Source organism: Rhodothalassium salexigens DSM 2132 (assembly GCF_004341375.1).
Classification (GTDB): domain Bacteria; phylum Pseudomonadota; class Alphaproteobacteria; order Sphingomonadales; family Rhodothalassiaceae; genus Rhodothalassium; species Rhodothalassium salexigens.
On sequence record NZ_SLXO01000003.1, the window covers coordinates 300,638 to 325,730 of the forward strand.

Below are 25,093 nucleotides of genomic sequence, written 5' to 3' on the forward strand. Positions count from 1 at the left end.
ATCCACCGCTCGCCCCGCTGCCGTCCGGCCGTGGGGCGAGATGTTTTTCGGCCACCGCGCGGTCGACGCGCGGTGTCGGCCGTCGGTTTTAGAACGAGAGGAAAGCGTCCCGTGTCCACGACCACCGCCGCCGAAACCCGCCGCCAGGCCGACGAAAGCCGCGTGGCCTGGATACAACGCCGGCTGGCCCGCCATGTGCCCGAACTGGTCCGGCTGGCGATCCCGGCCATGGGGTCGCGGCTCGGCATCTTGATGATGGCGTTTGCGGATACGGTGATCGTGGGGCGCTACAGCACCGATGACCTGGCCTACCTGACCATCGCCAACAATGCCCTGGTGACGCCGCTTCTGGTCATCGGCATCGGCTTGTTTATCGGGGTCATTATTTTCGCCGCCAACGCCTTCGGACGTGGTGACGAAGCCGAGGTGGGGCGGATCTTCCGGCGCAACCTGCCGTTCGCCGTCGCCATCGGGCTGATCATGCTGGCGCTGTGTTTCGCCGGCGAGCCGTTGCTGCGGCTGTTGGGGCAGACGCCGGTGATGGCGGCGGAAAGTGCCCCGCTGATCGCCGTGCTGGGGCTCGGGCTACCGGCGCATCTGCTGTTCTTCGTCAGCGCCGGCGTGCTCGAAGGCGTCAAGAAGCCGGCTGTGGCGGCGATTGCCATCGTGGCGGCCAATGTGCTCAACGCGCTGATGGATTATGCGCTGGTTTGGGGCGCCTGGGGCTTCCCCGAAATGGGGGCGATGGGGTCGGCCTGGACCACCACGATCATCCGATGGCTGATGGCCGGCGTGTTGGTGGCCTATGTGCTCTACGCCCCGGCCATGAAACGCTTCGGCGCGCGCGGTGCGGCGCGGCAGCGGTTCGACGAATGGACCGCGCAGCGGCGCATGGGCTATGCCTCGGCGATCAGTCTGGGCGCCGAGGTGTTCGCCTTCGGGATGCTGTCGATCGTCGCCGGCTGGATCTCCACCGTGGCGGTGGCGGCCATGGGCATCACCTTCAACCTGATGTCGATCCCGTTCATGCTGGCCACCGGCATCGGCTCGGCGACCAGCGTGCGCGTGGGCATCGCGCACGGGCGCGGCGTGCGGCCCGACATGGCGCTGGCGGGATGGACCGGGCTCGGTCTGTGCTGGGTGGTGACCCTGCCGCTCGGCGTGTTCATCGCCACCCACCCCGAGCTGTTCTTTGCGCTCTATTCGAACGACGCCGCCTTGTTGCCGATCGCGGTGTCGTTGATCGTCTATATCTGGATCGTGCTGCCGTTCGACGGCGGCCAGAACGTGGTCGCCATGGCGTTGCGCGGCGTCGGCGACACCTGGGTGCCCACCTTGATCCAGAGCATCGCCTATCTGGGGCTGATGATCCCCTTGTCCTATGCGCTGTCGATTCCGTTCGGGCACGGCCCCGTCGGGTTGATGCAGGCGACGCTGATCGCCTCGGTCTTCTCGATCGCGGCCCAGGGAGGACGCTTCTGGTGGCTGACCCGAACGCCGGCCTCGGCGGGCTCGCGGGCCGGAGCCCTATAGAGGCTTTCGCGGCGGCGCGGCGGCGATTAGGCTGCCGGCCCATGATGATCCGGTTGGCGATGATGGCCGCCCTGGTGGCGGGCCTGGCTCTGGGCGGCGGCGAGCGCGCCGCGGCCCAGGGGGTGTTTCTGCGCAGCGTCGACGTGCAGCCGCGCGTCGACGCGGCCCTGGCTACCGCGCGCGACCGAGGCGTGCCGATGGCGGGTCTGGCGGTGGCCAATGGCGGCCAGATCACGGCTCAGGGCGAAATCGGCGGACCCGAGGCAGGGCCGGCGGTGCGCTATCGGTTGGGGCGGGTGTCGTCGCTCTATCTGGTGGTCACGGCGCTCCACCTGGTGGAGGATGGCACGCTGGTGCTCGACCAGCCGGTCAACGCCTATCTGCCCGAGCCGTTCCGCCTGTCGGACCGCACCTATCGCCCGGTCAAGCTGGGCCATCTTCTGACCCACACGGGAGGCTTTGCGCGTCCCCATCCCTCGCTGTTGACCCGCGACCCGGCGGCCGTCGCCATGACCGACGCCGAGGCCGCGCGCCACGTGGCGCGCTGGCGCTCGCCGGGCATCGCGCCCGACTTCGACCCCATCGGCCTGGCGGTGCTCGCCAAGGCGATCGAGGCGGCGACGGGGGCGCCCTATGGCGAGGTGTTGCGCGCCCGGGTGCTCGACCCCCTGGGCCTGACCGACACCGGGCTCGACCTGCAGCGGGCGCCGCCATTGGCGGATTGCCTGATCGCTCCCGGCGATTGCGTGCCCTTGCAGACCCGGCAGTTTCTGGCCCCGGTGTTCGGCATGACTGCCAGCTTGGACGACCTGGCCCGCTTCGCCGCCGCCCTGACCCGGCGCGACTTTCCAGGTCGACGGAGCCGGTCCTTGCTGGTCGACCGTCAAGCGGCGCTCAACCCGGCGGCGCCCGGCTGGACCGCCGGGCTGATGGAGCAGGATCTGATGGGCCGGCGGGCCTTGTCGCTGGCCTCGAACGAGGTCGGCGCCAAGGCGCAACTGGACCTGATGCCGGCCGAAGGCATCGCCACGGTCAGCGTCGCCGCCACCGGCCCCGCCGCCGGGCAGGCGGAGGATCTGGCCGCCGCGCGCTTCGCGGCCGCTTTTTCCAGCGCCCTTGCCCAGGGCTTCGTGCCGCCGAGCCGCGATTGGCCGCCGGCCGCCGGTACGCCGCTCACCCTCGACGCGCTGCGCGCGGCCGCCGGGCGCTATGCCCCGGCCCACGGTTCACCCTATCTGCGCTTCGCCATGCTCGAACGGCCGATGCGCAGCCTGATGCTGGCGCCCGAGCCGGCGGCGGTCGGGGCTGGTGACAGGCCGCCGCTGCTGCGGCTTGGCGCGCGGCGGTTGCCGGCCAGCGGCGCCGGCGTCTATGAGGCGGGCGACGGCCGGCGCGCGGTGCTCGGGACCGGCGCGGCGGCGGGCTTTCTGGCTTGGGGCGATACGCTTTACGTCAAGACGCCGCTGGTCAGCGACCCGCTGTTCATGACCCTGCCGGTGCTGATCGCCACCGCGCTGATGGCGACCATGTTGGTCTATCTGTTGCAGCCCTTCGACGCCGCGTGGCTGCGGTTCGCGCGCATCGGCATGACCGGGTTCTTCTTTTATCTGCTGGGCGTCGGCCTCGACCTGCAATTGTGGCCCACGGTCTGGCTTGAGTGGGGCGCGGGCTGGCTGATCGTGGTGTGGCGGTTGTTCTTTACCGTCGGCATCACTCTGTTGCTGGCGGTGCCGCTGCTGGCGTCGAAGCTGGTGCAGAGCGCCGCCTTGCCGAAAGGGGCGGCGGCGCCGCTGGTGCTGGGTCATTTGACGGTACTGTCGGTCTCGGCGCTGGTGCTGGTCCTGACCAGCCTGGGCTGGGGCTACGCCGCCGACCTGTCGCCGTGACCGGGTCGCCTGGGGGGGGCGCGGCGGGGTGGCTTTGCTCTGGGCCGGCGGCGTCGCCGCGCTCAGTCCTCGGGCGCCACGGTGAGGCGCAGGCCGTCAAGCGCGTCGGTAACCGCGATCTGGCAGGATAGCCGAGACCGGGTTTCGTCATAGGCGTCGGTGTCGGCGACCAGATCGTCCTCGTCGTTGGCGCGCGGCGGCAGCGTGTCGGCCCAGTCGGGATCGATCAGCACATGGCAGGTGGCGCAGGAACAATTGCCGCCGCAGATCGCCTCGATGCTGTCATAGCCTGCGCCGCGCAGGGCTTCCATCAGGGTCAGGCCCGGGCGCGCTTCGAACGAGGACTGGCTTCCGTCGCGGTCGGTGACATGGATCGTCGGCATGCGGGGGCACCTCATTGGTGAATTCAGAGTGGGTTAGTCTTCGTTCGTGTAGCGAAGCGTTGTCGCGCTTGGCAAGATGGCTGCGGATCGGAACGGAGGCTGGGTCATGACATTCGCCCTGGATGCGGCCGGGATCGAGCACGCCTGCCGGGTGCTCGCCGCCCGGGCGCCGGTGCTTGCGGAGGTGATGCGGCAAACCGGGCCGCCGCCGGTGCGCCGTCTGGCCCCGGGCTTCACCAGCCTGGCGCGTCTTGTCGTCGGCCAGCAGGTCAGCGTGGCGGCAGCGGCCGGCATCTGGGCCCGGCTGGAGACCCGGCTGGGTGCGGTGACCCCTGAAGCGCTCGCCGCCGCCGATGACGCCGCGCTCCGCGCGGCCGGTCTGTCGCGCGCCAAGGTGCGGTATTTACGCGCACTGGCGGCGGCGGTGAGGGACCGCACGCTCGATCTGGCGCGGATAGCGGCGGCCGACGACGTCACGGCCAGTGCGACGCTGCGCCAGGTGCCGGGTATCGGCGCCTGGACGGCCGAACTCTATTTGATTTTTGCGCTTGGCCGCCCCGATTTGTGGCCGGCGGGCGACTTGGCCGCGCGCACCGCGCTCAATCGCATGCTGACCGGGCCGGGGCCGCGTCCGACGCCGCGACAATCGGCCATCCAGGCGGCGCCGTTTGCCCCGCACCGAAGTGCTCTCGCCTTGTTGTCCTGGCATGTTTATACGGCGAATCCGTTTTAACAAGCGATTGTTCGTGTTCGTCCAGAAACCGCGGGGTGTGATAAAATTGACAGAAACCCCGTTGTCTTGTGATATCTTCCTGGCCACTCTTGCCAACACAGTAGGAGCAGGACGGAGTATAGGCGTTTGGCTGCGGTTATGGATCTTGGTGATTATATTTCGGCGATGGCGCAGGCCGGCGATACCGCCACATTGCAGCGGGTGTTTGTCTCGGCCTTGGCGCGTGAGGGCGTCGATTGGTTTGCCTACGCCCGGTCGTTCGATCCGTCGAATCCGGACATGAACGAGGCCGATTATCGGCTTGGCAACTTCCCCGAAATGTGGGCGGAGCGGTACTTCGATGCCGGCTATGACGCCAGCGATCCGGTCCGGCTTTATGCCTTTCGAACCGCCCAGCCCTTCACCTGGGGCGAGGCCGAGGCGCGCATCGGCGCCGAACGCCCGGTGCCGCCGATTCTCGACGAGGCGGCCAATGTGGGCTTGTCCGCCGGGGCGACCATCGCCCTGTTCGGGCCCGGCGGCCGGCTCTACTCCGTCTCATTCGGTGCCGCGCAGCCGGGTGTGGAACGCGAATGGGATCTCAATCGCTTGGGCATTCTGGCCCATCAACTGCATCTGACCTATGAGCGGTTGACCGAACCCGACCCGGTCGCCAGCACCACCCTGACCGTGCGCGAGCAGGACGTGCTGCACTGGTGCGCCCGGGGCAAGAGCAACACCGATATCAGCGAGATCATGGGCATTTCCCCCAATACGGTCGATTATTATATGCGCCGTATATACAACAAGCTGGGCGTCAATTCCCGGACGCCGGCCGCTTTGATGGGGATCATGACCGGCATCATCCAGCCCTAGCAAGTCAGACGGTTTTCACGATACTACGCAGGTCCGTAGCTGACATGAACCGGCGTTATGCGGTTCTATCGTCAGGTCGGAAATGTTGATCGGCCCCCTTTTCTCGGGAACCGCTGATCGGCATGGCGTCGGGGGTATGGGTGACCTCCGATTTCTCTCCTTGCTGGGGTGGGCGTCCTGGACGTCCACCCCCTTTTTTTGTGGCGAGCCGGGCGGGGCGGATCAGCCCGATGCCTCAGGGGCGAAAGCCGTCAGGATGAAGGCATATTCTTCCGCTGACTCGCGCAGGCGTTCGTAGCGGCCGGATTTGCCGCCATGGCCGGCGTCCATATTGGTCTTCAACAGTACCGCATTGTCGTCCGCCTTGAGGGCGCGCAGCTTGGCGGTCCACTTAGCGGGCTCCCAATAGGTGACCCGCGGGTCGCTGATCCCGGCGGTGACCAGCATCGGCGGATACGCCTGGGCGCGGATCTGGTCGTAGGGGCTGTAGGCGCGAATCGTCGCGAACGCCCGGGCGTCGTCGATCGGGTTGCCCCATTCGGGCCATTCGATGGGCGTCAACGGCAACTCGGCGTCGAGCATGGTGTTGAGCACATCGACGAACGGCACATGCAGCACCGCCGCGCGCCACAGGTCCGGCGCCTGATTGACCGCCGCGCCGATCAAGGTGCCGCCGGCCGACCCGCCCGAGATTGAGATCCGGCCATCGCGTGCCCAACCGGCCTTGATCAGCGCCCGGGCGGCGTCCTCGAAATCGTTGAAGGTGTTGGTGCGACGGTTGAGCTTGCCGGCCAAATACCAGGCGCGGCCCAATTCGTCGCCGCCGCGGATATGGGCGATGGCGACGGCGAAGCCCCGGTCGAGCAGCGACAGCCGCGCCGGCGAGAAAAACGGCGGCGTCCCGAGCCCATAGGCGCCATAGCCGGTCAGATGCAGGCGCGGCGCGTCGGCATTGTAGCGATCCTTGCGATAGACCAGCGAGACCGGGACCATCGCCCCGTCGCGCGCGCGGGCGTGCAGGCGCCGGGTTTCGTACAGCGCGGGGTCGTAGCCCGACGGAATCGCGCGCACCTTGCGCACCTGTCGGGTGCGGGTGTCGACCGAATAGTCGACGATGCTGTCGGGTGTGACCATCGATTCGTAGACGAAACGAATCGTGTCCACGTCATACTCGGCGTTGCGCCCCAGTTCGGCGGCATAGGCTTCCTCGTCGAAGGCGATGCGGTGGCTTTCGCCATCCTCGCCGTGGAAGCGAATCCGGATCTGGTCCAAGCCGTCGACCCGTTCCTCCAGCACCAGGAAGCGTTTGAACACCGCATGGCCGGTGATGTAGAGCCCCGGCTCGGCGGGCACCAGTTCCCGCCAGTGGACTTCCTGCGGGTGGTCTTCGGGCGCCGCGACGATGCGGAAATCGGCGTCGCGGTCGTTGGTGCGGATGAAGAAACGCCCTTCGCCATGGTCCACATAATATTCATGGCCGCGCCGGCGTGGCGCCACCAGCACCGGCTCGCCGTCGGGCGCGTCGAGCCGAAGCACCCGCGCTTCCTGCGTCACATGGTCGCCAGCGGTGATGACCAGGAAGCGCCGGCTTCGCGTGCGGTCGATGCCGACGAAGAAAGCGCCGTCTTTCTCCTCATAGACCGTTCGGTCGGCGGCCGGATCGTCGCCCAGCCGGTGGTAGCGCACCCGGTAGGGCCGCCAGTTCTCGGTCACTTCCACATAGAAGAAGCCGTCGCCCGCCGCGTCCCAGACCAGTCGGCCCACGGTGCCTTCGATGGTCAGGTCGTGCAGGGTGTCGGTGTCCAGGTCGCGCACCTGCACGGTGAAGCGTTCGTCGCCGTTGAAGTCGCAGGCATAGGCGGCCCGGCGGCCGTCCGGGCTGACCGCCAGCGCGCCGAGGCGGAAGAAGGCGTTGCCCTCGGACAGCGCCACTTCGTCGAGAATGCACTGTGCGTCGCCGGCATCGCCGTCGGCCGGCCAGCGGTACCAGCGCAAGTATTGCGCGCCGACCTCGAAGCGCCATTGGTACATCCAGGCGCCGTCGCGCCACGGCACCGCCGCGTCGTCTTCCTTAAGGCGCCCCTTCATCTCTTCATAGAGCGTCTCGACCAGCGGCGCATGGGGCGCCATGACGGCCTCGAAATAGCGGTTTTCGGCTTCGAGATAGGCCAGCACGTCGGGGTCGGTGACCTCGGGATAGGCCGGGTCCTTGAGCCAGGCATAGTCGTCTTCGAGCGTCTGGCCGTGGTGCGTGGTGCGGTGCGGTCGGCGCGCGGCCTGGGGCGGTTGCGGGTCTGCAGGGGCTGGCAGGCGGGTGGTCTGGGCCATGGCGTCCCTCGATGCAATTGCGATTTGGTCTCTCGCCTATACCCTGTGCGCCCCTTTCACAAGCCGCCGACGGCGCGCTATGACCGAAACACCGATCCACGCGCGGGCCTCAAGCCCCGGTCCGCGCCCATTCAGGAGATTGCCGCGATGACCGCCGCGCCCGCCCTTGCCCCGGCCGCCCACGACGCCCGCCTCGCCGCCCTGCGCGCCGAACTCGCCGCCCGCGGTCTGGACGGCTTTCTGGTCCCGCTCACCGACGAGCATATGAGCGAATACATCCCCGACTGTGCGCAGCGGCTGCGCTGGCTGACCGGTTTCGAGGGCTCGGCCGGCAGCGTGGTGGTGTTGGCCGACCGGGCGGCGATCTTCGTCGACGGGCGCTACACCATCCAGGTGATGGATCAGGTTTCGGGCGACCTGTTCGAGCGTGTGTTCCTGGCCGACCAGTCGCCGACCGAGTGGTTCGCCCTGGCAAGCGGCGCGGGCGTGGCGCTCGGCTACGACCCGCGCCTGCACACGCCGGCGCAGGTGGAGCCGTGGGCCGACGCGGTGGCGGCCAAGGGCGGCACGCTGCGCGCCGAGGCCGACAACCCGGTCGACGCGGTCTGGACCGACCGGCCGGCGCGGCCGCAACAGCCGGTGACCGTCCACCCCGAGCGCTTCGCCGGTCGTTCGCCCGCCGACAAGCGTGGCGATATCGGTGCCGTGCTGGCCGCCCGGGGCGCCGACACCCTGGTGCTGACCATGCTCGACTCGGTCGCCTGGGCGTTCAACATCCGCGGCGGCGACGTGGTCCACAATCCGGTCACCCTGGCCTATGCGCTGATCGATGCGGACGGCCGGGCGCGGCTGTTCATCGACGACGCCAAGCTCGACGATGCGGTGCGCGGCCATCTGGGCGATCAGGTCAGCCTCTCCGCCTATGACGATTTCTACCCGGCCCTGGCGGCGCTCAACGGCCGGCGGGTGTTGGTCGACCCGGCGAGCAGCCCGCAGGCGGTGGTCGCGGCACTCGACACCGCCGGCGCGCAGGTGGTGCGCGCGAGCGAACCCGTGCAGGCCCTCAAGGCGATCAAGAACCCGGTCGAGCGCGACGGCGCGCGCGCCGCTCATTTGCGCGACGGCGTCGCCATGACCCGGTTCCTGCACTGGTTGACCGAGACCGCGCCCGCAGGCGGCCTCGATGAAGTGTCGGTGGCCGATCGGCTGGCCGCCTTGCGCGCCGAGGGCGAGGGCCTGCGCGGGCTCAGCTTCGACACCATCTCGGGCGCCGGGCCCAATGGCGCCATGTGCCACTATCGGGTCACCGCCGAGACCAACCGGCCATTGCAGCCGGGCGAATTGTATCTGGTCGACTCGGGCGGCCAGTATGACGACGGCACCACCGACATCACCCGCACCATCGCCGTCAGCGCGCCCGACGCCACCCAGCGCGGCCACTATACCCTGGTGCTCAAGGGCTATATCGCGCTCGCTACCACGCGCTTTCCGCGTGGCACCACCGGCCACCAACTGGACGCCATCGCGCGCCGGCCGCTGTGGCAGGCGGGGCTCGACTACGACCACGGCACCGGCCACGGCGTCGGCAGCTATCTCAACGTCCATGAGGGGCCGCAGCGGATCGCCAAGCAGGCCAATGGCGTGGCGCTCGAACCCGGCATGATCGTCTCCAACGAGCCCGGCTATTACCGCGAAGGCGCCTATGGCATCCGGCTCGAAAACCTCGAACTGGTTACCGAGGTGGCGGACGGCCCCGGCGAGATCGACCTGCTGGGCTTCGAGACCCTGACGCTTGCCCCCTATGACCGCCGGCTGATCGACGCCGCGGCCCTGACGGCCGATGAACGCGCCTGGGTCGACGCCTATCACGCCCGGGTGCGCGCCGCGCTCTCGCCCCATCTGCCCGCCGATACCGCCGCCTGGCTGGCCGAACAGACCGCGCCGCTCGACTGACCGTCGCCCGGTCTCGCCCGGTCTCGTTCCGGGCGGAGGGGGCCGGGCCGGTGCCGCCGCTTGTGGCGGCCCGGCGCGGTTCCTACATGACCGGTTCGGTCCCCAATCGCCCGTTCGTCCGCCAGCAGGAGCACACCCCATGGCCCAGCAAGACGCCGCCATCGAGATCCGCAACCTGGTCAAGCGCTACGCCCCGCCCAAGGGGGGCGAGGCCAAGGTGGCGCTCGACGGTATCGACCTGACGATCCCGCGCGGCTCGATCTTCGGGCTTCTGGGCCCCAATGGGGCGGGCAAGTCGACGACCATCAACATCCTGGCCGGCTTGGTGAACAAGACCTCGGGCGGGGTCCGCATCTGGGGCTTCGACATCGATCGCAACCCGCGCAACGCCCGCGCCAGCATCGGCATCGTGCCCCAGGAACTGGTCTTCGACGCCTTCTTCACCCCGGCCGAGATGATGGAGGTGCAGGCCGGCCTCTACGGCGTGCCCAAGGCCGACCGGCGGACCGAAGAACTGCTCAAGGCGGTGCGCCTGTGGGACAAGCGCGACGCCTATTCGCGCACCCTGTCGGGGGGCATGAAGCGCCGGCTATTGGTGGCCAAGGCGATGGTGCACAATCCGCCGGTGCTGGTGCTCGACGAGCCCACCGCCGGCGTCGACATCGAGTTGCGCCAACAGCTTTGGGACTATGTGCGCGAATTGCACGCGCGCGGCACCACCATCGTGCTGACCACCCACTATCTCGAAGAGGCCGAGGAATTGTGCGACACCATCGCGATCATCAACCACGGCCGGGTGCTGTGCTGCGAGCCGACCCAGGACTTGCTGGCGCGCATCGACGAGAAGACCCTGACCATCGATGTGGCCGAGACGCTGGACACGGTGCCCGATCCGGTCAAGGCTTGGTCGGCGTCGCTTGAGGGGCCGCACCGCCTGGCTGTGCGGCTCGGCGGCGGCCAGGGCGAAACCGGCCGGGTGCTCGCGGCACTGGCGGCGGCGGGGCTGACCGTGCAGGATATCTCCACCGACGAGACCGACCTGGAGGATGTGTTCCTGCAATTGACGCGCGCCGAGCCGGCGGCCGGGGCGGTGCCAACGCCGGCCGACGCGTAAGGGGCGGCCGGGCGCGCCGGGCGCCGATGGTCGCGCCGGGCAATTCAAGGAGGGTGGCATGGGCGACGAGACGGATGTGCTGGTGATCGGATCGGGGGCCGCGGGGCTGACCGTGGCGCTCACGCTGCCGGCGCATGTGCGTGTCACCGTGATCTCCAAGGGCCGGCTGTCCGACGGGTCGACCAATTGGGCGCAGGGCGGTATCGCCGCGGTGCTGGAAGAAACCGACAGCATCGACAGCCATATCCACGACACGCTCGTGGCCGGTGCCGGGCTGTGCCACGAGGACACGGTGCGGTTCGTGGTCGAACGCGGCCGGCGCGCCATCGAGGGGCTGATCTCGCGCGGCGTGCCGTTCACCGCGTCGGAGCGCGAGGACGGCTATGGCTATCACCTGACCCGCGAGGGCGGCCATTCGCACCGCCGGATCATCCATGTGGCCGACGCCACCGGCAAGGCGGTGCAGAAGACGCTTCAGGAACGCGCCGCCGAGGCGCCCAATATCGACGCGGTCGAACGCCATGTGGCGGTCGATCTGGTCACCAACCGGCACCTGGAAGGCGCTGCCGCCGGGCCCGACCGCTGCCACGGCGCCTATGTGCTCGACCGGACCACCGGCCGGGTGCGCGCGGTCCGGGCCAAGGCGGTGGTGCTGGCCACCGGCGGCGCGAGCCGGGTCTACATGTACAGCTCCAACCCCGACGGGGCCACCGGCGACGGCATCGCGCTCGGCTGGCGCGCCGGCTGTCGGGTCGGCAACATGGAGTTCAACCAGTTCCACCCCACCTGCCTCTACCACCCCGAGGCGAAGAATTTCCTGATCACCGAGGCGCTGCGCGGCGAGGGCGCGATCCTGACCCTGCCGTCGGGCGAGCGGTTCATGCCGCGCATCGACCCGCGCGCCGAACTGGCGCCGCGCGACGTGGTCGCCCGCGCCATCGACCATGAGATGAAGCGCCTAGGTCTCGACCATGTGCTGCTCGACATCTCGCACAAAGACCCCGATTTCATCGTCGGTCATTTTCCGAACATCTACCGCCGGCTGCGCCGCTTCGGCATCGACATCACCGAGCGGCCGATCCCGGTGGTGCCGGCGGCCCACTATACCTGCGGCGGCGTGGTCACCGACTTCCACGCCCGCACCGACCTGACCGGGCTCTATGCGGTTGGCGAATGCGCCCATACCGGCCTGCACGGCGCCAACCGCATGGCCTCCAATTCGCTGCTGGAATGCCTGGTGTTCGGCACCGCGGCGGCCGAGCATATCGCCGCCGGGCTCGACCGCATGCCGGCGCCCGCGGCGATCCGGCCGTGGGACGAAAGCCGGGTGACCAATTCCGACGAAGAGGTGGTGGTGACCCACAACTGGTCGGAACTGCGCCGGGCGATGTGGAACTATGTGGGCATCGTGCGCACCCAGCGGCGGCTGGAACGGGCCAAGCGGCGCATCGATATGCTCGCCGACGAGATCGACGAGTATTACGGCAATTTCCGCATTACCGCGGACCTGCTGGAACTGCGGAACCTGGTGACCGTGGCCGATCTGATCGTCCGGTCGGCGCTGGCGCGGCGCGAGTCCCGCGGCCTGCACTACATCGCCGATTTCCCCGAACGCGCCGGCGACACCCGCGACACCATCCTGTCGCCCACCGCCGCACCGCTGCGCGCCGCCGGCACCGCCTGACCGCGCCCGATCCGCCCCGGCGTTTTCCAACGCGGATGCTGTTCGCCCGTTGTCATGTCCGGCGGGGCCGGTGCGTGGGCGTTGGGTCGTCTGTGGTTGGCGGCGGCTTGCCATGACCGCTGCGGGCGCCGCCACTCAGCCGGGCGGGAAGCGCAGGCGGAACGTGGTGCCCTGGGCGTCGGAGCGTTCGAGCGTCACCTGCCCGCCATGGATCAGCATCAATTCGTGCACGATGGTCAGGCCCAAGCCGCTGCCGCCCTTGGCCTGGGTGCCGGCGAACGGCACGAACAGGTTTTCGCGCGCCTCGCGCGGCAGGCCAGGGCCATTGTCGGTGATGCGGACGACCACGCCGCCCTCGCCGTCGCGGTGACCGGTCAGGGTGACCCGGCCCGGTTTGGGCGCATGGCCCGCCGCTTGTCGCGCCTCGGCCTTGGCGGTCAGCGCCTGGGCGGCGTTGCGCGTCAGGTTCAACAGCATGCGGTAGAGATGGTCGGGGTCGGCATAGGCCGTCAGGTCTTCGGGGATCTGATTGTCCCAGGTTACGCCGGGGCTGGGCTCGGTGGCGGCGATCACCTCGGCGGCGACCGCGTGCACGGGCGTGTCGGCCTTGCTGGGCAGAGGCTCGTCCGCGCGGCCATAGGCGAGCGTGCGCTCGCACAAACCGATCGCCCGGTCGATGGCCCGGACCATGCGCGTCGACGCCTTCTGGGCGCCCGGATCGTCCACCTGCTGCAAGCGTTCGGACGAGAGCTGGGCGGTGGCCAGGATGTTGCGCAGATCGTGATTCACCTTACCGACCGCCTGACCGAGCATGGCCAGGCGTCGGCGTTGGCCGAGCGCCTGGCGCAGATCCGCTTGCATGCGCGCCAGTTCACGCTCGGCCATGCCGATCTCGTCGCGGCGGTCCGATGGCGCGAGACTCGTCGTCGGGTCGTCAGGGCGGTTTCGAAACGCCACCATGGCCGCCATGATGCCCCGGATCGGCCGCACGATGCTGCGAAACAGGACCCAATAGACCACCAATCCGGTCAGCCCGGCGATCAGCAGCGAAATCATCGCAATGTTGCGCGTGTAGACCAACATGGCGGCATGCAGTTCGGTCTCGTCCATGACCACCGACAGCGACATGCCGTCGATGTCGAGCGGCGCGCCCTGAACCTCGATCCGGCCCTGCCCGCCACGCAGCAAGGTTTCGAGCGCGTGGACGATCAGTTGTACGGGCGTTGCTGTCTGGATGCTGTAGCGGGCGTCGATGGGCGCGTCGGCGTCGGCGTCGCGCAGGATCAACGCGCGGCGCTCGCCCAGATCGAGCACCACGCCGTCGACGCCGGCGGTGCCCAACAGCGTCTCCTTGAGCGCCTCGGATACCGCATGGCCCGGCATTTCGGTCAGCGACAGCGCGGCGATCTGGGCGGCGGCCATGCGTTGCGACAGGAAATCGCGCCGGAACTTGGCCACCGACGGCAGATAGACCAACACATCGATGACCAGAATGGTCGACACGATCAGCGCCAACAAGCGCAGGCTGAGCCGGCTTGCAACGCTCGCCGTCGGTTCTGTCCGGGCCTTGCGCCCTTGCCTTGCCGCCGGAAGGTCGCTCACAAGCCGCTCGATCCTTCGCGCCAAGCAGCTGAAAAGCCGCTAGAATTTCTGCAAAAGGCGGACCAGCGCCCGCGTCTTCGCCGAAAAGAGCCTATCGGCATAGACCAATCCCGCAAGACGTTTGTTGATTTCGCCAAGCGTCGGATAGGGCGCGATCATGCCGGTCAGCGCCTTGGGCCCGAGCCTTGCCGACAGGGCGACCAGCCAGGGTTGCAGAAGCTCGCCCGCATGCGCGCCGGCGATGCCGACGCCGGCGATCCGGCCGTGGGGGTCCAGCACCAGCTTGGCCAGGCCCTCGCCCTGGCGCTCGGCGCGCGCGCGGTCATTGTCGGCCATGGCGGCGCGGAACACCCGGATGCGGTCGCCGTGAAGGCGGCGCGCCTCGGCTTCGGTCAGGCCGGCCTGGGCCAATTCGGGCTCGGTATAGGTGACCCGTGGGTGGCTGCGGTCGGTGGCCTTGGCGGGCAGGCGGAACAGCGCGTTGCGGATCACGATACCGCCCTCGTAGCCGGCCATGTGGGTGAACTGGCGGCCGCCGGTGCAGTCGCCGATGGCGAACACCCGGCGGTTGCTGGTGCGCAGCCGGGCGTCGACGCGGATGCCCTCGGCGCCGTGGTCGATGCCGGCGGCCTCCAGGTCGAGCCCGTCGAGCGTCGGGCGCCGGCCGGTGGCGACCAGCAAATGGCTGCCGTCGATGGTCCGTGACCGGCCGTCGGCGTCGGTCAGCACGACACGCACGCCGCCGGCGCGGTCGTGGTCGACCCGGTCGACCCGGACCCGTTCGTGGATCGCCACGCCCTCGGCGCGCAGCCGATCGACCACCGGTTGGGCCAACTCCGGGTCCTCGCGGTTGAGCGCGCGATCGGCCTCCAGCACGGTGACGCGGGCGCCCAGGCGGCGGTGTGCCTGGGCCATCTCCACGCCGATGGGCCCGCCGCCGAGCACGATCAGATGCTCGGGGCAGGCGGTCAGGTCGAACAGGGTCTCGTTGGTCAGATAGGGCCCGTCGTCGAGCCCGGGGATCGCCGGCACCGCCGGGCGCGAGCCGGTGGCGACGACGAAGCGCCGGGCGCGCACCCGGGTGTCGCCGGCGACCACCGTGCGCGGGTCGGCGAAGCGGGCATGGGCCTGGATCACCGTGCAGCCCAGGCCCTCGAACCGCTCGACCGAATCGTGCGGCGCGATGCTGGCGATCACCTCGTGGACATGGGCGTGGGCGCGGGCGAATGGCAGCGGGGCCGGCCGGGGGGCGGTGTCGGGTGCGCCGGCATCGGCGAAGGCGGCGCCGGCGGTGGCCGATTTGGCCGCCGCCAACAACGCTTTGGACGGTATGCACCCGTGGTTCAGGCAATCGCCGCCCATGGCGTCGCGCTCGATCAGCACGGTGCGCGCGCCCAGTTGCGCCGCGCCGGCGGCCACATAGAGCCCGCCCGAGCCGCCGCCGATGATGCACAGGTCTGCCTTGATCGTCTGGGCCATGGGCCGAAACTCCGTGGTTTGGGGGGGAAGGCGGTGCGACCGGGGTGGCCGCCGCCCGCGCCGACGCGTTCAATCGCCGTCGGCGGTGCCAACCGGGGCCGGGGCTGGCGCCGGGCTGCCGCGCCAGCGCTTCCACGCCACCGGCAGCAGCGCCAAGGCGACCAGGGCGGCCATGGGCCCCCAGATCGCCGGGTCGGCGAACAGGCCGCCAAGCTTCAGATCCTCGCCGCGGTCGATCACCGCGCCGGCGCCGGCGCCGACGCTGGCATAGACGAAGGTGCCGGGCGCGATGCCCAGGGCGGTGGAAATCAGATAGTTGCGCGGGCGCACGCCGAGAAACGCCGGCGCGATATTGACCAGCCAGAACGGAAACGCCGGCACCAGCCGCAGGACGAACAGATAGCTCAGTTCGCCCTCGGCGAAACCGCGCTGGAAGCGGTCGAGCCACGGGCCGGCGCGCTGGCGCAGCGGTTCGCCCAGCGAGGTGCGCGCGGCCAGGAAGATCGCCGTGGCGCCCAGGGTGGCGCCGATCAACGCACCGAGGCCGCCAAGCCCGGTGCCGAACATGAAGCCGGCGAAGATGGTCATCAGACTGGCGCCGGGGAAGCTGACCGCCACCAGCGCCGCGTACAGTACCACCAGGGTGGGAAACGCCAGCCAGAAGCGGTCGTGCGCCACGTCGGCCAGGTCGGCGCGATAGGTCTTGAGCGTGTCGAGCCGGATGTAGGCGTCCAGGCCGGTCACAAACACCGCCGCCAACCCGGCCGCCACCAGGGCGAGCGGCAGAAGCCGGCGCCAGAGCGGGCTTTGGACGGCGGCGTCGGCGTCGGCGTCGGCGGAACGTGGGTCGTCGGTCATGGGCATTAACCTTGTTGATCTGCTCCTGTTTCGTATCGGCCAGCCGGACGGATCGCTGCGGGCGTACGCGCGGGGCGTGCACCGGGGGCGGGCGGGGCGCCGCCGGCCGGCCCGCGGTACCCGTGAGCCGGCCGGAGCGCGCTTGACGGGGGCGCCGCCCGCGCGTATAGGGTGCCGCTCGACTTTCCGCCAGGAGCGCCGGCGTGCCCCTGGCCCTGACGATTCGGAGCATTGCCGTGAAACGTACATACCAACCGAGCCGGCTGGTCCGGAAGCGCCGTCACGGCTTCCGGGCGCGCAAGGCGACCCAGGCCGGTCAAAAGATTCTTAACGCCCGCCGTCGCAAGGGCCGCAAGAAGCTGTCCGCCTAAGGCGCGGACCGCGGCTATCGCCCGCGATGCCGCTGAACCCGATCACCGAGCGGCGCGATTTTCTGCGTGCCGCCCGTCAGGGGCAGAAGGCCGCACGACCCACCGTGGTCGTGCAGGCCGTGCCCAACCGCCTGGGCGCGGCGCCCGTGCGTGTCGGCGTGACCGCGACCAAGAAGCTCGGGGGCGCCGTAGTGCGCAATCGTGTTAAGCGCCGCCTGCGCGAGGCCGCCAGGGCGGTGCTGTCCGAGCGCGGCGAGGCAGGTACGGATTACGTCCTGATCGGACGCAAGGACACCGCCGCCTGCGACTATGGTCGCTTGGTGCGCGACCTGCGGGCGGCCGTCGAGCAACTGGCCGGGCGCGCGCCCGAGCGCCGGCCGCGGCATGGAAGCCACCCCCGCCGATGAGCCCGCTGGCCCGTCTCTTGTGCCTGCTCGTAACCGGCTATCGCCGGCTCATTTCGCCGTTTCTACCCGCCACCTGCCGGTACCAGCCGACCTGTTCGGCCTATGCGATGGACGCCGTGCGCCGTCACGGTGGACTTAAAGGCGGGTGGCTGGCATTAAGGCGCGTGTTTCGGTGCCATCCCTGGGGCGGCTATGGCTACGATCCGGTGCCCGACCCGGCCTCCGACGCCGGAACCGATGTCGGAACCGGGGCCGAACCGGTCGCCGCCCGCCCTCACCCCCGATCGGCTGAGTAGCGTCATGGACGACTCCAAGAATTTTCTGCTGTTTATCCTGCTGTCGCTGGTCCTGTTTCTGACCTTCGACGCGTTCTTCTGGGGCCCGCAGCGAGAGGCGGCGCGCCAAGAGACCACCGCCCAAGCCCCGGCCCAATCCGCTCCTGCGCCCGCGTCGGCGCCCGACATGGCCGATGGGACGACCGAGGACATGCGCCCGCAAGCCGCGGCCGGCGCCGTGCCCCAGCCCGGTGACACGGCGCCCGATGCCGGCGTCGCCGCCGCCGCCGACTCGGTCAGCCTCGCCAAAGCGCTTGAGGGCAGCGACCGGATCGTCATCGACACCCCGAGCCTGGCCGGCAGCATCGCGCTCACCGGCGGTCGCATCGACGACCTGACGCTCAAGGACTATCAGGTGTCGGTGGACGAGGGCGCGCCCAATGTGCGGTTGTTGCAACCGCGCGGCACGCCGCGGGGCTATTACGCCAACACCGGCTGGATCGCGTCGGGCAGCGGCCAGGCGGTGCCCGACGAGGGCACCCGTTGGCAGGCCGACGGCACGCGTCTGACGCCCGACAACCCGATTACGCTGACCTGGGACAATGGCCAGGGGCTGGTGTTCGAGCGCCGCATCGAGGTGGACGAGGACTTCCTGTTCACGGTCACCCAGCGGGTGCGCAACACCACCGGCGAGCCGGTGACGCTGGCGCCTTATGCGCTGGCCAATCGCCGTTCCAAGCCCGATACGCGCGGCTTCTTCATCCTGCACGAAGGCGCAGTCGGCGTGCTCGACGGCACGCTCGAAGAAATCGGCTACGACAAGATGGCCAAGGAAGGGCCGATCAACCTGCAAAGCACCGGCGGCTGGCTCGGCATTACCGACAAATACTGGCTGGTCGGGCTGGTCCCCGACCAGGACATGGCCGTCAGCGCGCGCTTCGTCTACAGTGCCGCCGGGGGCGTGCCGCGTTATCAGACCGATTTCGCCGGCCCGGCGCAGACCGTCGCACCCGGCGGCGACGTGCATGTGACCACGCGGGTGTTCGCCGGCGCCAAGGAAGTGGACATCCTGCAACGCTACCAAGAGGCCTATGGCATCGACGGCTTCGATCAGGCGGTCGACTGGGGCTGGTTCTACTTCCTGACCCGGCCGGTGTTCTGGGCGCTGCACCATATTCACGCCCTGGTCGGCAATTTCGGCGTTGCCATTCTGCTGTTGACCGTGCTGATCAAGGCGCTGCTCTACCCGCTGGCCAGCAAGTCCTACAAGTCCATGGCCCGGATGCGCGAGGTGGCGCCCAAGCTCAAGGAACTGCAGGAGCGCTACAAGGACGACCGCCAACGCCTCAACCAGGAGATGATGGCGATCTACCAGAAAGAGAAGATCAATCCGGCGGCCGGCTGTTTGCCGATCCTGGTCCAGATCCCGGTGTTCTTCTCGCTCTACAAGGTGCTGTTCGTAACCATCGAGATGCGCCACCAGCCGGGGCTGTTCTGGGTCAACGACCTGTCGGCGCCCGACCCGGCGCGGATCATGACCCTGTTCGGCTATGTGCCGTGGGACGTGCCGGCGATCCTGCAATTGATCAATGTGGGCGTGTGGCCGATCCTGATGGGTATTTCCATGTACCTGATCACGGCGCTGAACCCGCAGACGGCGACCATGGACGCCATGCAGAAGAAGATCTTCCTGGCGCTGCCGATCTTCATGGTATTCGTGCTCAACAACTTCCCCGCCGGACTGCTGATCTACTGGACCTGGAACACCATCCTGTCGGGTCTGCAACAGTGGGTGATCATGCGCCGGACTCACCAGGAAGCGCTGCGGGCGCGCGGCGCTTGATACGCGGCCCGGTTCCGGGCGTCTGCGACAGTGAGTGGGAGTGGGACCGATGACGGCGCCTGAGCCGGAGACAGTCAAGAGCGGGTCCGGGGCGGTGGTGTTTCGCCGCCCGGCCCGGTTCGTCAAGGGCGTGGTCGACCTCGCCGGCCTGCCCGACGCCGAGATGACCGAAGTGGCCATGGCCGGGCGCTCCAATGTGGGCAAGTCGAGCCTGATCAACGCCCTGACCGGCACGCGCAATCTGGCGCGCACGTCGAACACGCCCGGCCGCACCCAGGAGATCAACTTCTTCGACCTGGACGGCCACGGCTATATGGTCGACCTGCCCGGCTATGGCTATGCCAAGGAATCGAAGACCAAGGTCGCGGCGTGGAACGTGCTGATCCGCGATTATCTGCGCGGCCGGCCGACCCTGATGCGGGTGTTTCTGTTGATCGACGCCCGCCACGGGCTCAAGCCCAATGACGAAGAGATCATGAAATTGCTCGACCAGTCGGCGGTCAATTACCAGATCGTGCTGACCAAGACCGACAAGATCAAGCCGGGCGAGCGCGAAGCGGTGGCCGAGCAGACGACGGCGCGGACCCGGGCCTTCGCCGCCTGCCACCCGGTGGTGCTGGCCACCTCGTCGGAAAAGCGCTGGGGCCTGGAGGCGGTGCGCGATGCGGTTGCGGCCGCGTTGAAGCCTGCTTAACGTGCGCCCCATGGAATCGGATTTGCCCCATATGGCCCATCCCGAAGCGACCCTGCGGCTCGCCAAATGGAAATCCGGCGTGCTCGCCGAAGCCTTGCCGTTCATGCGCCGCTATGCCGGCTCCACCTTCGTGGTCAAGTATGGCGGCCACGCCATGGGTGACGCCCGGGCCGCGCGCCACTTCGCCGAAGACGTGGTGTTGCTGCGCCGGGTCGGCATCAATGTGGTGGTGGTGCACGGCGGCGGCCCGCAGATCGGCGCCATGCTGCAACGGCTCAAGATCCAGAGCGAGTTCGTCGACGGCCTGCGGGTTACCTCGGCCGAGATCGTCGACGTGGTCGAGATGGTGCTGTCCGGGGCGATCAACAAGTCGGTGGTCGCCGGCATTTCGGCCGCCGGCGGCAAGGCGGTGGGCCTGTCGGGCAAGGACGGCGCGTTCGTCACCGCGCGCAAGCTGCGGCGCACCAAGAGGGATCCGGACAGCCAGATCGAGCGGGTGCTCGACCTTGGCTATGTGGGCGAGCCGACCCATGTGGACGCCAGCTTCCTGCGCCATTTCATGCAGTCGGACCTGATCCCGGTGATTGCCCCCATCGGCCTCGGCGCCGACGGTGAGACTTTCAACATCAACGCCGACACCATGGCCGGCGCGGTCGCCGCGGCGCTCGACGCCGACCGGCTGCTGCTGTTGACCGACGTCAAAGGCGTGCTCAACGGGGCCGGCGAGTTGTTGCCCGAGCTCGACGCGGGCCACGCCGCCGAGATGATCGCCGACGGCACCATCTCCGGCGGCATGGTGCCCAAGGTGGAGACCTGCCTCAAGGCGACCCGCGAGGGCGTTGGCGCGGCGGTGATCCTGGACGGCCGGGCGCTGCACGCGCTGCTGCTGGAGATCTTCACCGAGGCCGGCGCCGGCACGCTGATCCGGTGACCGCCGGGCGCCCGCGTCAGACCGGGGGATTTCGTTCGATGGCTCAACGGGTGTAGGGACATAGCGAAGCGCGATGCTGTCACCGTCCCGAGGGGTCATGCGCCAGGACATCACAGACCTGACTGCCTTCTACGCCACGCCCATGGGGCGCATGGCGGCGACGCTGATCGCCCAGCGGCTGGCGGCGATCTGGCCGCGGCTCGACGGGCGCCATGTGGCCGGTCTGGGGTTCGCGCCGCCGGTATTGAGCCAATTGTCCGACCGCGCCGCCAGCCGGGTCGCGTTCATGCCGGCGCCCCAGGGCGCCTGTCTGTGGCCCGACCCCGGCCCCAATGCGGTGGCCTTGGTGGACGAACGCGCGCTGCCCTTGCCCGACGGCGCCTATGACTATGTGGTGCTGGTGCACGCGCTCGAAGTGTCGGAGGACCGCGACGCGCTGCTGCGCGAGGTCTGGCGCATCCTCAATCCCGGCGGTCGGCTGGCGGTGGTGGTGCCCAAGCGGCGCGGTGCCTGGTCGAGCGCCGAGTCGACGCCGTTCGGCCACGGCCAGCCCTTTTCCACCACCCAGTTGAACCGGCTGCTCGGCGACCATCTGCTGCCGGTCAGCCGGGTCATGACCACGGTGTTCGTGCCGCCGGTGCGCCACGCCCAGGTCTGGAAGACCGCCTGGTGGGCGGAAGGACTGGGCCAGAGGATGATCCCGCAGTGGGGGGGCATTCTGGTCGCAGAGGCGGAAAAACGCTTTGACCTGGGTCGGCCCAAACGGGCAAGGCCCATCGAGATAGTGCAACCGAGCCCGGTGCCGGCCGGGGCGGTGCAGCGACGCACGCCGGCCCAGACCGAAAGGACCCCGCGGTGAGCACAGGCCCGACCCCCAACCCCTGGATCGCCGATCTGGCCCCCTACAAGCCCGGCCGGGCCAAGCGCGCCGGCGGCGGCCCGGTGGAGAAGCTGTCGGCCAACGAGGCCGCGCTGGGCCCGAGCCCCAAGGCGGTCGCTGCGGTCGAGGCGGCGGCGGAAGACCTGTGGCACTATCCCGACCCCGGTGCTGCTCACCTGCGCGCGGCGATCGCCGAGGCGCACGGCCTTGACGCCGACCGGATCGTCTGCGGTGCGGGCTCCGACGAGGTCTTGTCGCTGCTGGCCCATATCTTCGCCAAGCCGGGCGACGAGATCGTCCACAGCCAGTACGGTTTCGCCATGTATCCGGTGATCGCGCGCGGGCTCGGCGCGCGCGCGGTGCCGGTGGCCAATGCGGCGACCCTGGTCGCCGATGTGGACGGGATCTTGGCGGCGGTCACCGAGCGCACGCGGCTGGTCTATCTGGACAACCCCAACAATCCCACCGGCGCCATGCTGCCCTGGGACGAGGTGGTGCGCCTGCACCGGGGCTTGCCGGGGGGTGTGATCCTGGTGCTCGACGGCGCCTATGCCGAAGCGGTCACCGACCCGGCGTATGAGGCCGGGGCGGCGCTGGTGGACGCGGCCGACAATGTGGTCATGACCCGGACCTTCTCCAAGCTCTATGGGCTTGCCGGGCTGCGGCTCGGCTGGGCCTATGCGCCGCCGGCGATCGCCGACTGGCTGAACCGCCTGCGCCCGCCGTTCAACGTCAACACCACTGCCCAGGCCGCCGGCGTCGCGGCGCTGTCGGATCGGGATCACCTGGCCCGCGCGCGCGACCACAACACCCGCTGGCGCGACTGGCTGACCGCGGCCTTGATGGCGGCGGGGATCGAGGTGGTGCCGAGCCAGACCAATTTCGTGCTCGCCCGGTTCCCGCGCGTCGCCGGTCGCACCGCCAAGGATGCGCTCGACTTCCTGGCCGACAATGGCGTGCTGGTGCGGTGGTTACCCGACCAGGGGCTCGACGCCTATCTGCGCATCACCGTCGGCACCGAGCAGCAGATGCACGCGCTGGCCGAATTGCTGGCCATGTTCATGGAGGGCTGGACCCGGGCCGCCGAGGGCTGAGCCCGGCGGCCGGCCATGCCTGAGGGCCGGGGAGGGCGCCCATGCGGTATTCGATCTTCGCGGCTTGCGTGGTGCTGGCCGGCCTGACGGTTGGGCTGGCCTTGGCGGTCAGCCCGTGGTGGTGGCTGGCGGCGGCGCCCTTGGTCGCCCTGGCGTCGCTCGGGCTCTATGACGTGGCGATCCAGCGGCGCCATTCGGTGCTGCGCAACTATCCGGTGATCGCCCGCCTGCGCTATGTGATCGAGGCGTTCCGCCCGGAACTGCGCCAGTATCTGTTCGCCTCCGACAAGGCGGAAACGCCGTTCAACCGCGACCAGCGCACGCTGGTCTATCAGCGCGCCAAGGATATCGAGGACCGGGCGCCCTTTGGCACCAAATACGACGTTTACGCCGCCGGCTATGCGTTCATGACCCACTCCTTGGCCGCCAAGCCGCGGGCCGGGACCGCGCCGCGGGTGGCCGTTGGCGGCGACCAGTGCGACCGGCCCTATGCCGCCTCGTTGCTCAACATCTCGGCCATGAGCTTCGGCGCCCTGTCGCCCAACGCCATCATGGCGCTCAACCAGGGGGCGGCGCGCGGCGGTTTCTTCCACGACACCGGCGAGGGCTCGATCTCGCGCTATCACCGGTGCGGCGGCGACCTGGTCTGGCAGTTGGGCACCGGCTATTTCGGCGCCCGTCGCTCGGACGGCCGGTTCTGCGACGACACCTTCCGCGACACCGCCGCCGACGACTGCGTCAAGATGATCGAGATCAAGCTGAGCCAGGGCGCCAAACCGGGCCATGGCGGCGTGTTGCCGGGCGAGAAGGTGTCGGCCGACATCGCCGAGGCGCGCGGCGTGCCGGTGGGCCGGGACGTGCTGTCGCCGCCGAGCCATCCGGAATTCTCGACGCCGGTGGAGATGATGGTGTTCATGGCCCGGGTCCGCGCGCTCGCCGGCGGCAAGCCGGTGGGCTTCAAGCTGTGCCTGGGTCATGACTGGGAATTCGCCGCCATGGCCAAGGCGATGCGCGCAACCGGGCTCTACCCCGACTTTATCGTCGTCGACGGCGCCGAGGGCGGCACCGGGGCCGCGCCGCTCGAATTCTCCGACCATGTGGGGGTGCCGCTGGCCGAGGGCTTGGCGTTCGCGCACAATATTCTGGTGGGTGCGGGCCTGCGCGACCGCATCCGGCTCGGTGCGTCGGGCAAGGTGGTCACCGGGTTCGACATTCTGCGCCTGATCAGCCTCGGCGCCGATTGGTGCAATGCGGCGCGGGCGTTCATGGTCTCGGTCGGCTGTATCCAGTCGCTGACCTGCCACACCAATCGCTGCCCGGTGGGCGTGGCGACCACCGATCCCTGGCGCGCCCGGGCGCTCGATGTGGCCGACAAGGCCGACCGGGTCTACCACTTCCACCGCAACACGATCGCCGAGTTGATGGACGTGACCGGCGCGGCGGGGCTCGACCATCCGGGCCAGATCCGTCGCGACATGGTGTTCCGCCGGCGCGGCGACAGCCGGGTGGTGTCGTCGGCCGAGCGGTTCGACTGGCTTGACGCGGGCGAGTTGTTGGCCGGCAGCGGGCACGAACGCTACCGCCGGGCTTGGGCGCGGGCGCAGGCCCATAGCTTCCGCCCGGCGCTGTGAGCCGCGCGGGCGGCGCGCCGTTCAGAGCGACAGCCAGATGCCCATATTGAGGTAGAAGGCGAAGCACAACCACGCCATGTAGGGCAGCAACAACATGCCGGCGATCGGTCGGATGTACCAGAAACGCGAGATCAGCACGCCGACGATGGCGATCAGCGCGATCAGCACCAGAAGCGCGATACCGACCATCTGAAGGCCGAAAAAGACGATCGGCCAGGCGGCGTTGACCACCAGATGGGCGCCGTAGAGTTCCAGGGCCTCGCGCCGGTGGCGGATCGACCGGGTGACGGTGCGGTGGACGAACCACGCGCCCCAGCCGATCAACAGAAAGATCAGCGTCCAGGCGATGGGAAAGATCAATGGCTTGGGCGTGCCGGGGGGCTTGGGCAGGCTGTTGTACCAGTCGCCCGCCTCGGTGATGCCGAAGAGCGTGGGCGAAAAGCCCGCGATCATGGTCAGGCCGACGATGATGGCCCAGGATAGGTAGCCGCGGTTTTCTTGCTTGATCGCCATGGGCGCTGTTGGTCCTCCGGTACTCGACCCGGACGGCGACGCGCAC

The 25,093-nt window shown here is 69.2% G+C and carries 22 protein-coding genes; 16 read left to right on the plus strand and 6 right to left on the minus strand.

What is annotated here, in order from left to right; translation table 11 throughout:
• Positions 1 to 111: 111 nt before the first annotated feature.
• Positions 112 to 1,533 carry an MATE family efflux transporter gene (locus EV659_RS05980; protein WP_132707933.1) on the plus strand — a complete coding sequence of 474 codons (1,422 nt, stop codon included), beginning with the start codon at positions 112 to 114 and terminating at the stop codon, positions 1,531 to 1,533.
• Positions 1,534 to 1,574: 41 nt separating this feature from the next.
• A complete protein-coding gene (locus EV659_RS05985) occupies positions 1,575 to 3,419 on the plus strand; it encodes a serine hydrolase domain-containing protein (protein WP_132707934.1) in 1,845 nt (614 codons plus the stop codon).
• Between the two features lie 62 nt (positions 3,420 to 3,481).
• On the opposite strand, the gene EV659_RS05990 is transcribed toward EV659_RS05985, so the two are convergent.
• Positions 3,482 to 3,802 (minus strand): 2Fe-2S iron-sulfur cluster-binding protein, encoded by a 321-nt coding sequence (locus tag EV659_RS05990; protein ID WP_132707935.1) that lies wholly within the window; start codon positions 3,800 to 3,802, stop codon positions 3,482 to 3,484.
• Between the two features lie 106 nt (positions 3,803 to 3,908).
• Between EV659_RS05990 and EV659_RS05995 the strand changes: the two genes are divergently transcribed.
• Positions 3,909 to 4,535, plus strand: coding sequence for a DNA-3-methyladenine glycosylase family protein (locus tag EV659_RS05995; RefSeq protein WP_132707936.1), 627 nt, complete (start codon positions 3,909 to 3,911; stop codon positions 4,533 to 4,535).
• A gap of 138 nt (positions 4,536 to 4,673) precedes the next feature.
• On the plus strand, positions 4,674 to 5,390 hold the full coding sequence (locus EV659_RS06000; protein WP_132707937.1) for a LuxR family transcriptional regulator: 717 nt from the start codon (positions 4,674 to 4,676) through the stop codon (positions 5,388 to 5,390).
• Between the two features lie 222 nt (positions 5,391 to 5,612).
• On the opposite strand, the gene EV659_RS06005 is transcribed toward EV659_RS06000, so the two are convergent.
• Positions 5,613 to 7,718, minus strand: a complete 2,106-nt coding sequence (locus tag EV659_RS06005; protein ID WP_132707938.1) for a S9 family peptidase — start codon at positions 7,716 to 7,718, stop codon at positions 5,613 to 5,615.
• Positions 7,719 to 7,865: 147 nt separating this feature from the next.
• Here EV659_RS06005 and EV659_RS06010 point away from each other — a divergent pair, with 147 nt between their 5' ends.
• From EV659_RS06010 to nadB, 3 genes are all read left to right on the plus strand, one after another.
• Complete coding sequence (locus EV659_RS06010) at positions 7,866 to 9,671, plus strand: aminopeptidase P family protein (RefSeq protein ID WP_132707939.1); 1,806 nt, start codon at positions 7,866 to 7,868, stop codon at positions 9,669 to 9,671.
• Between the two features lie 139 nt (positions 9,672 to 9,810).
• The gene (locus EV659_RS06015) at positions 9,811 to 10,785 is read left to right on the plus strand and encodes an ABC transporter ATP-binding protein (protein WP_132707940.1); all 975 of its coding nucleotides are present in this window, start codon (positions 9,811 to 9,813) and stop codon (positions 10,783 to 10,785) included.
• Between the two features lie 58 nt (positions 10,786 to 10,843).
• On the plus strand, positions 10,844 to 12,469 hold the full coding sequence (nadB, locus tag EV659_RS06020) for an L-aspartate oxidase (RefSeq protein WP_132707941.1): 1,626 nt from the start codon (positions 10,844 to 10,846) through the stop codon (positions 12,467 to 12,469).
• A 135-nt stretch (positions 12,470 to 12,604) separates the two neighbouring features.
• Here nadB and EV659_RS06025 read toward each other — a convergent pair whose 3' ends face one another.
• From EV659_RS06025 to EV659_RS06035, 3 genes are all read right to left on the minus strand, one after another.
• Entirely contained in the window at positions 12,605 to 14,071 is a 1,467-nt protein-coding gene (locus EV659_RS06025; RefSeq protein ID WP_132707942.1) for a sensor histidine kinase, read from the minus strand.
• Between the two features lie 39 nt (positions 14,072 to 14,110).
• Positions 14,111 to 15,550, minus strand: a complete 1,440-nt coding sequence (locus tag EV659_RS06030) for a dihydrolipoyl dehydrogenase family protein (RefSeq protein WP_132707943.1) — start codon at positions 15,548 to 15,550, stop codon at positions 14,111 to 14,113.
• A gap of 69 nt (positions 15,551 to 15,619) precedes the next feature.
• Complete coding sequence (locus tag EV659_RS06035; RefSeq protein ID WP_132707944.1) at positions 15,620 to 16,408, minus strand: TVP38/TMEM64 family protein; 789 nt, start codon at positions 16,406 to 16,408, stop codon at positions 15,620 to 15,622.
• Between the two features lie 236 nt (positions 16,409 to 16,644).
• Here EV659_RS06035 and rpmH point away from each other — a divergent pair, with 236 nt between their 5' ends.
• From rpmH to EV659_RS06080, 9 genes are all read left to right on the plus strand, one after another.
• Entirely contained in the window at positions 16,645 to 16,779 is a 135-nt protein-coding gene (gene rpmH / locus EV659_RS06040) for a 50S ribosomal protein L34 (RefSeq protein WP_132708054.1), read from the plus strand.
• A 26-nt stretch (positions 16,780 to 16,805) separates the two neighbouring features.
• Positions 16,806 to 17,186, plus strand: a complete 381-nt coding sequence (gene rnpA, locus EV659_RS06045) for a ribonuclease P protein component (RefSeq protein ID WP_132707945.1) — start codon at positions 16,806 to 16,808, stop codon at positions 17,184 to 17,186.
• The gene (gene yidD, locus EV659_RS06050; protein ID WP_132707946.1) at positions 17,183 to 17,482 is read left to right on the plus strand and encodes a membrane protein insertion efficiency factor YidD; all 300 of its coding nucleotides are present in this window, start codon (positions 17,183 to 17,185) and stop codon (positions 17,480 to 17,482) included. Before rnpA ends, yidD begins: the two co-directional genes overlap by 4 nt.
• 4 nt (positions 17,483 to 17,486) lie before the next feature.
• On the plus strand, positions 17,487 to 19,304 hold the full coding sequence (yidC, locus tag EV659_RS06055) for a membrane protein insertase YidC (protein ID WP_132707947.1): 1,818 nt from the start codon (positions 17,487 to 17,489) through the stop codon (positions 19,302 to 19,304).
• Between the two features lie 49 nt (positions 19,305 to 19,353).
• Positions 19,354 to 19,998, plus strand: coding sequence for a ribosome biogenesis GTP-binding protein YihA/YsxC (gene yihA / locus EV659_RS06060; RefSeq protein WP_132707948.1), 645 nt, complete (start codon positions 19,354 to 19,356; stop codon positions 19,996 to 19,998).
• 10 nt (positions 19,999 to 20,008) lie between these two features.
• A complete protein-coding gene (argB, locus tag EV659_RS06065; RefSeq protein ID WP_200287875.1) occupies positions 20,009 to 20,929 on the plus strand; it encodes an acetylglutamate kinase in 921 nt (306 codons plus the stop codon).
• A gap of 73 nt (positions 20,930 to 21,002) precedes the next feature.
• The gene (locus tag EV659_RS06070; protein WP_132707949.1) at positions 21,003 to 21,788 is read left to right on the plus strand and encodes a class I SAM-dependent methyltransferase; all 786 of its coding nucleotides are present in this window, start codon (positions 21,003 to 21,005) and stop codon (positions 21,786 to 21,788) included.
• The gene (gene hisC, locus EV659_RS06075) at positions 21,785 to 22,903 is read left to right on the plus strand and encodes a histidinol-phosphate transaminase (RefSeq protein ID WP_132707950.1); all 1,119 of its coding nucleotides are present in this window, start codon (positions 21,785 to 21,787) and stop codon (positions 22,901 to 22,903) included. The genes EV659_RS06070 and hisC overlap by 4 nt, the downstream gene beginning before the upstream one ends.
• A gap of 41 nt (positions 22,904 to 22,944) precedes the next feature.
• Positions 22,945 to 24,534, plus strand: a complete 1,590-nt coding sequence (locus EV659_RS06080; protein ID WP_132707951.1) for an FMN-binding glutamate synthase family protein — start codon at positions 22,945 to 22,947, stop codon at positions 24,532 to 24,534.
• A 21-nt stretch (positions 24,535 to 24,555) separates the two neighbouring features.
• Here EV659_RS06080 and EV659_RS06085 read toward each other — a convergent pair whose 3' ends face one another.
• Positions 24,556 to 25,047, minus strand: a complete 492-nt coding sequence (locus EV659_RS06085; RefSeq protein ID WP_132707952.1) for a TspO/MBR family protein — start codon at positions 25,045 to 25,047, stop codon at positions 24,556 to 24,558.
• Positions 25,048 to 25,093 lie beyond the last annotated feature (46 nt).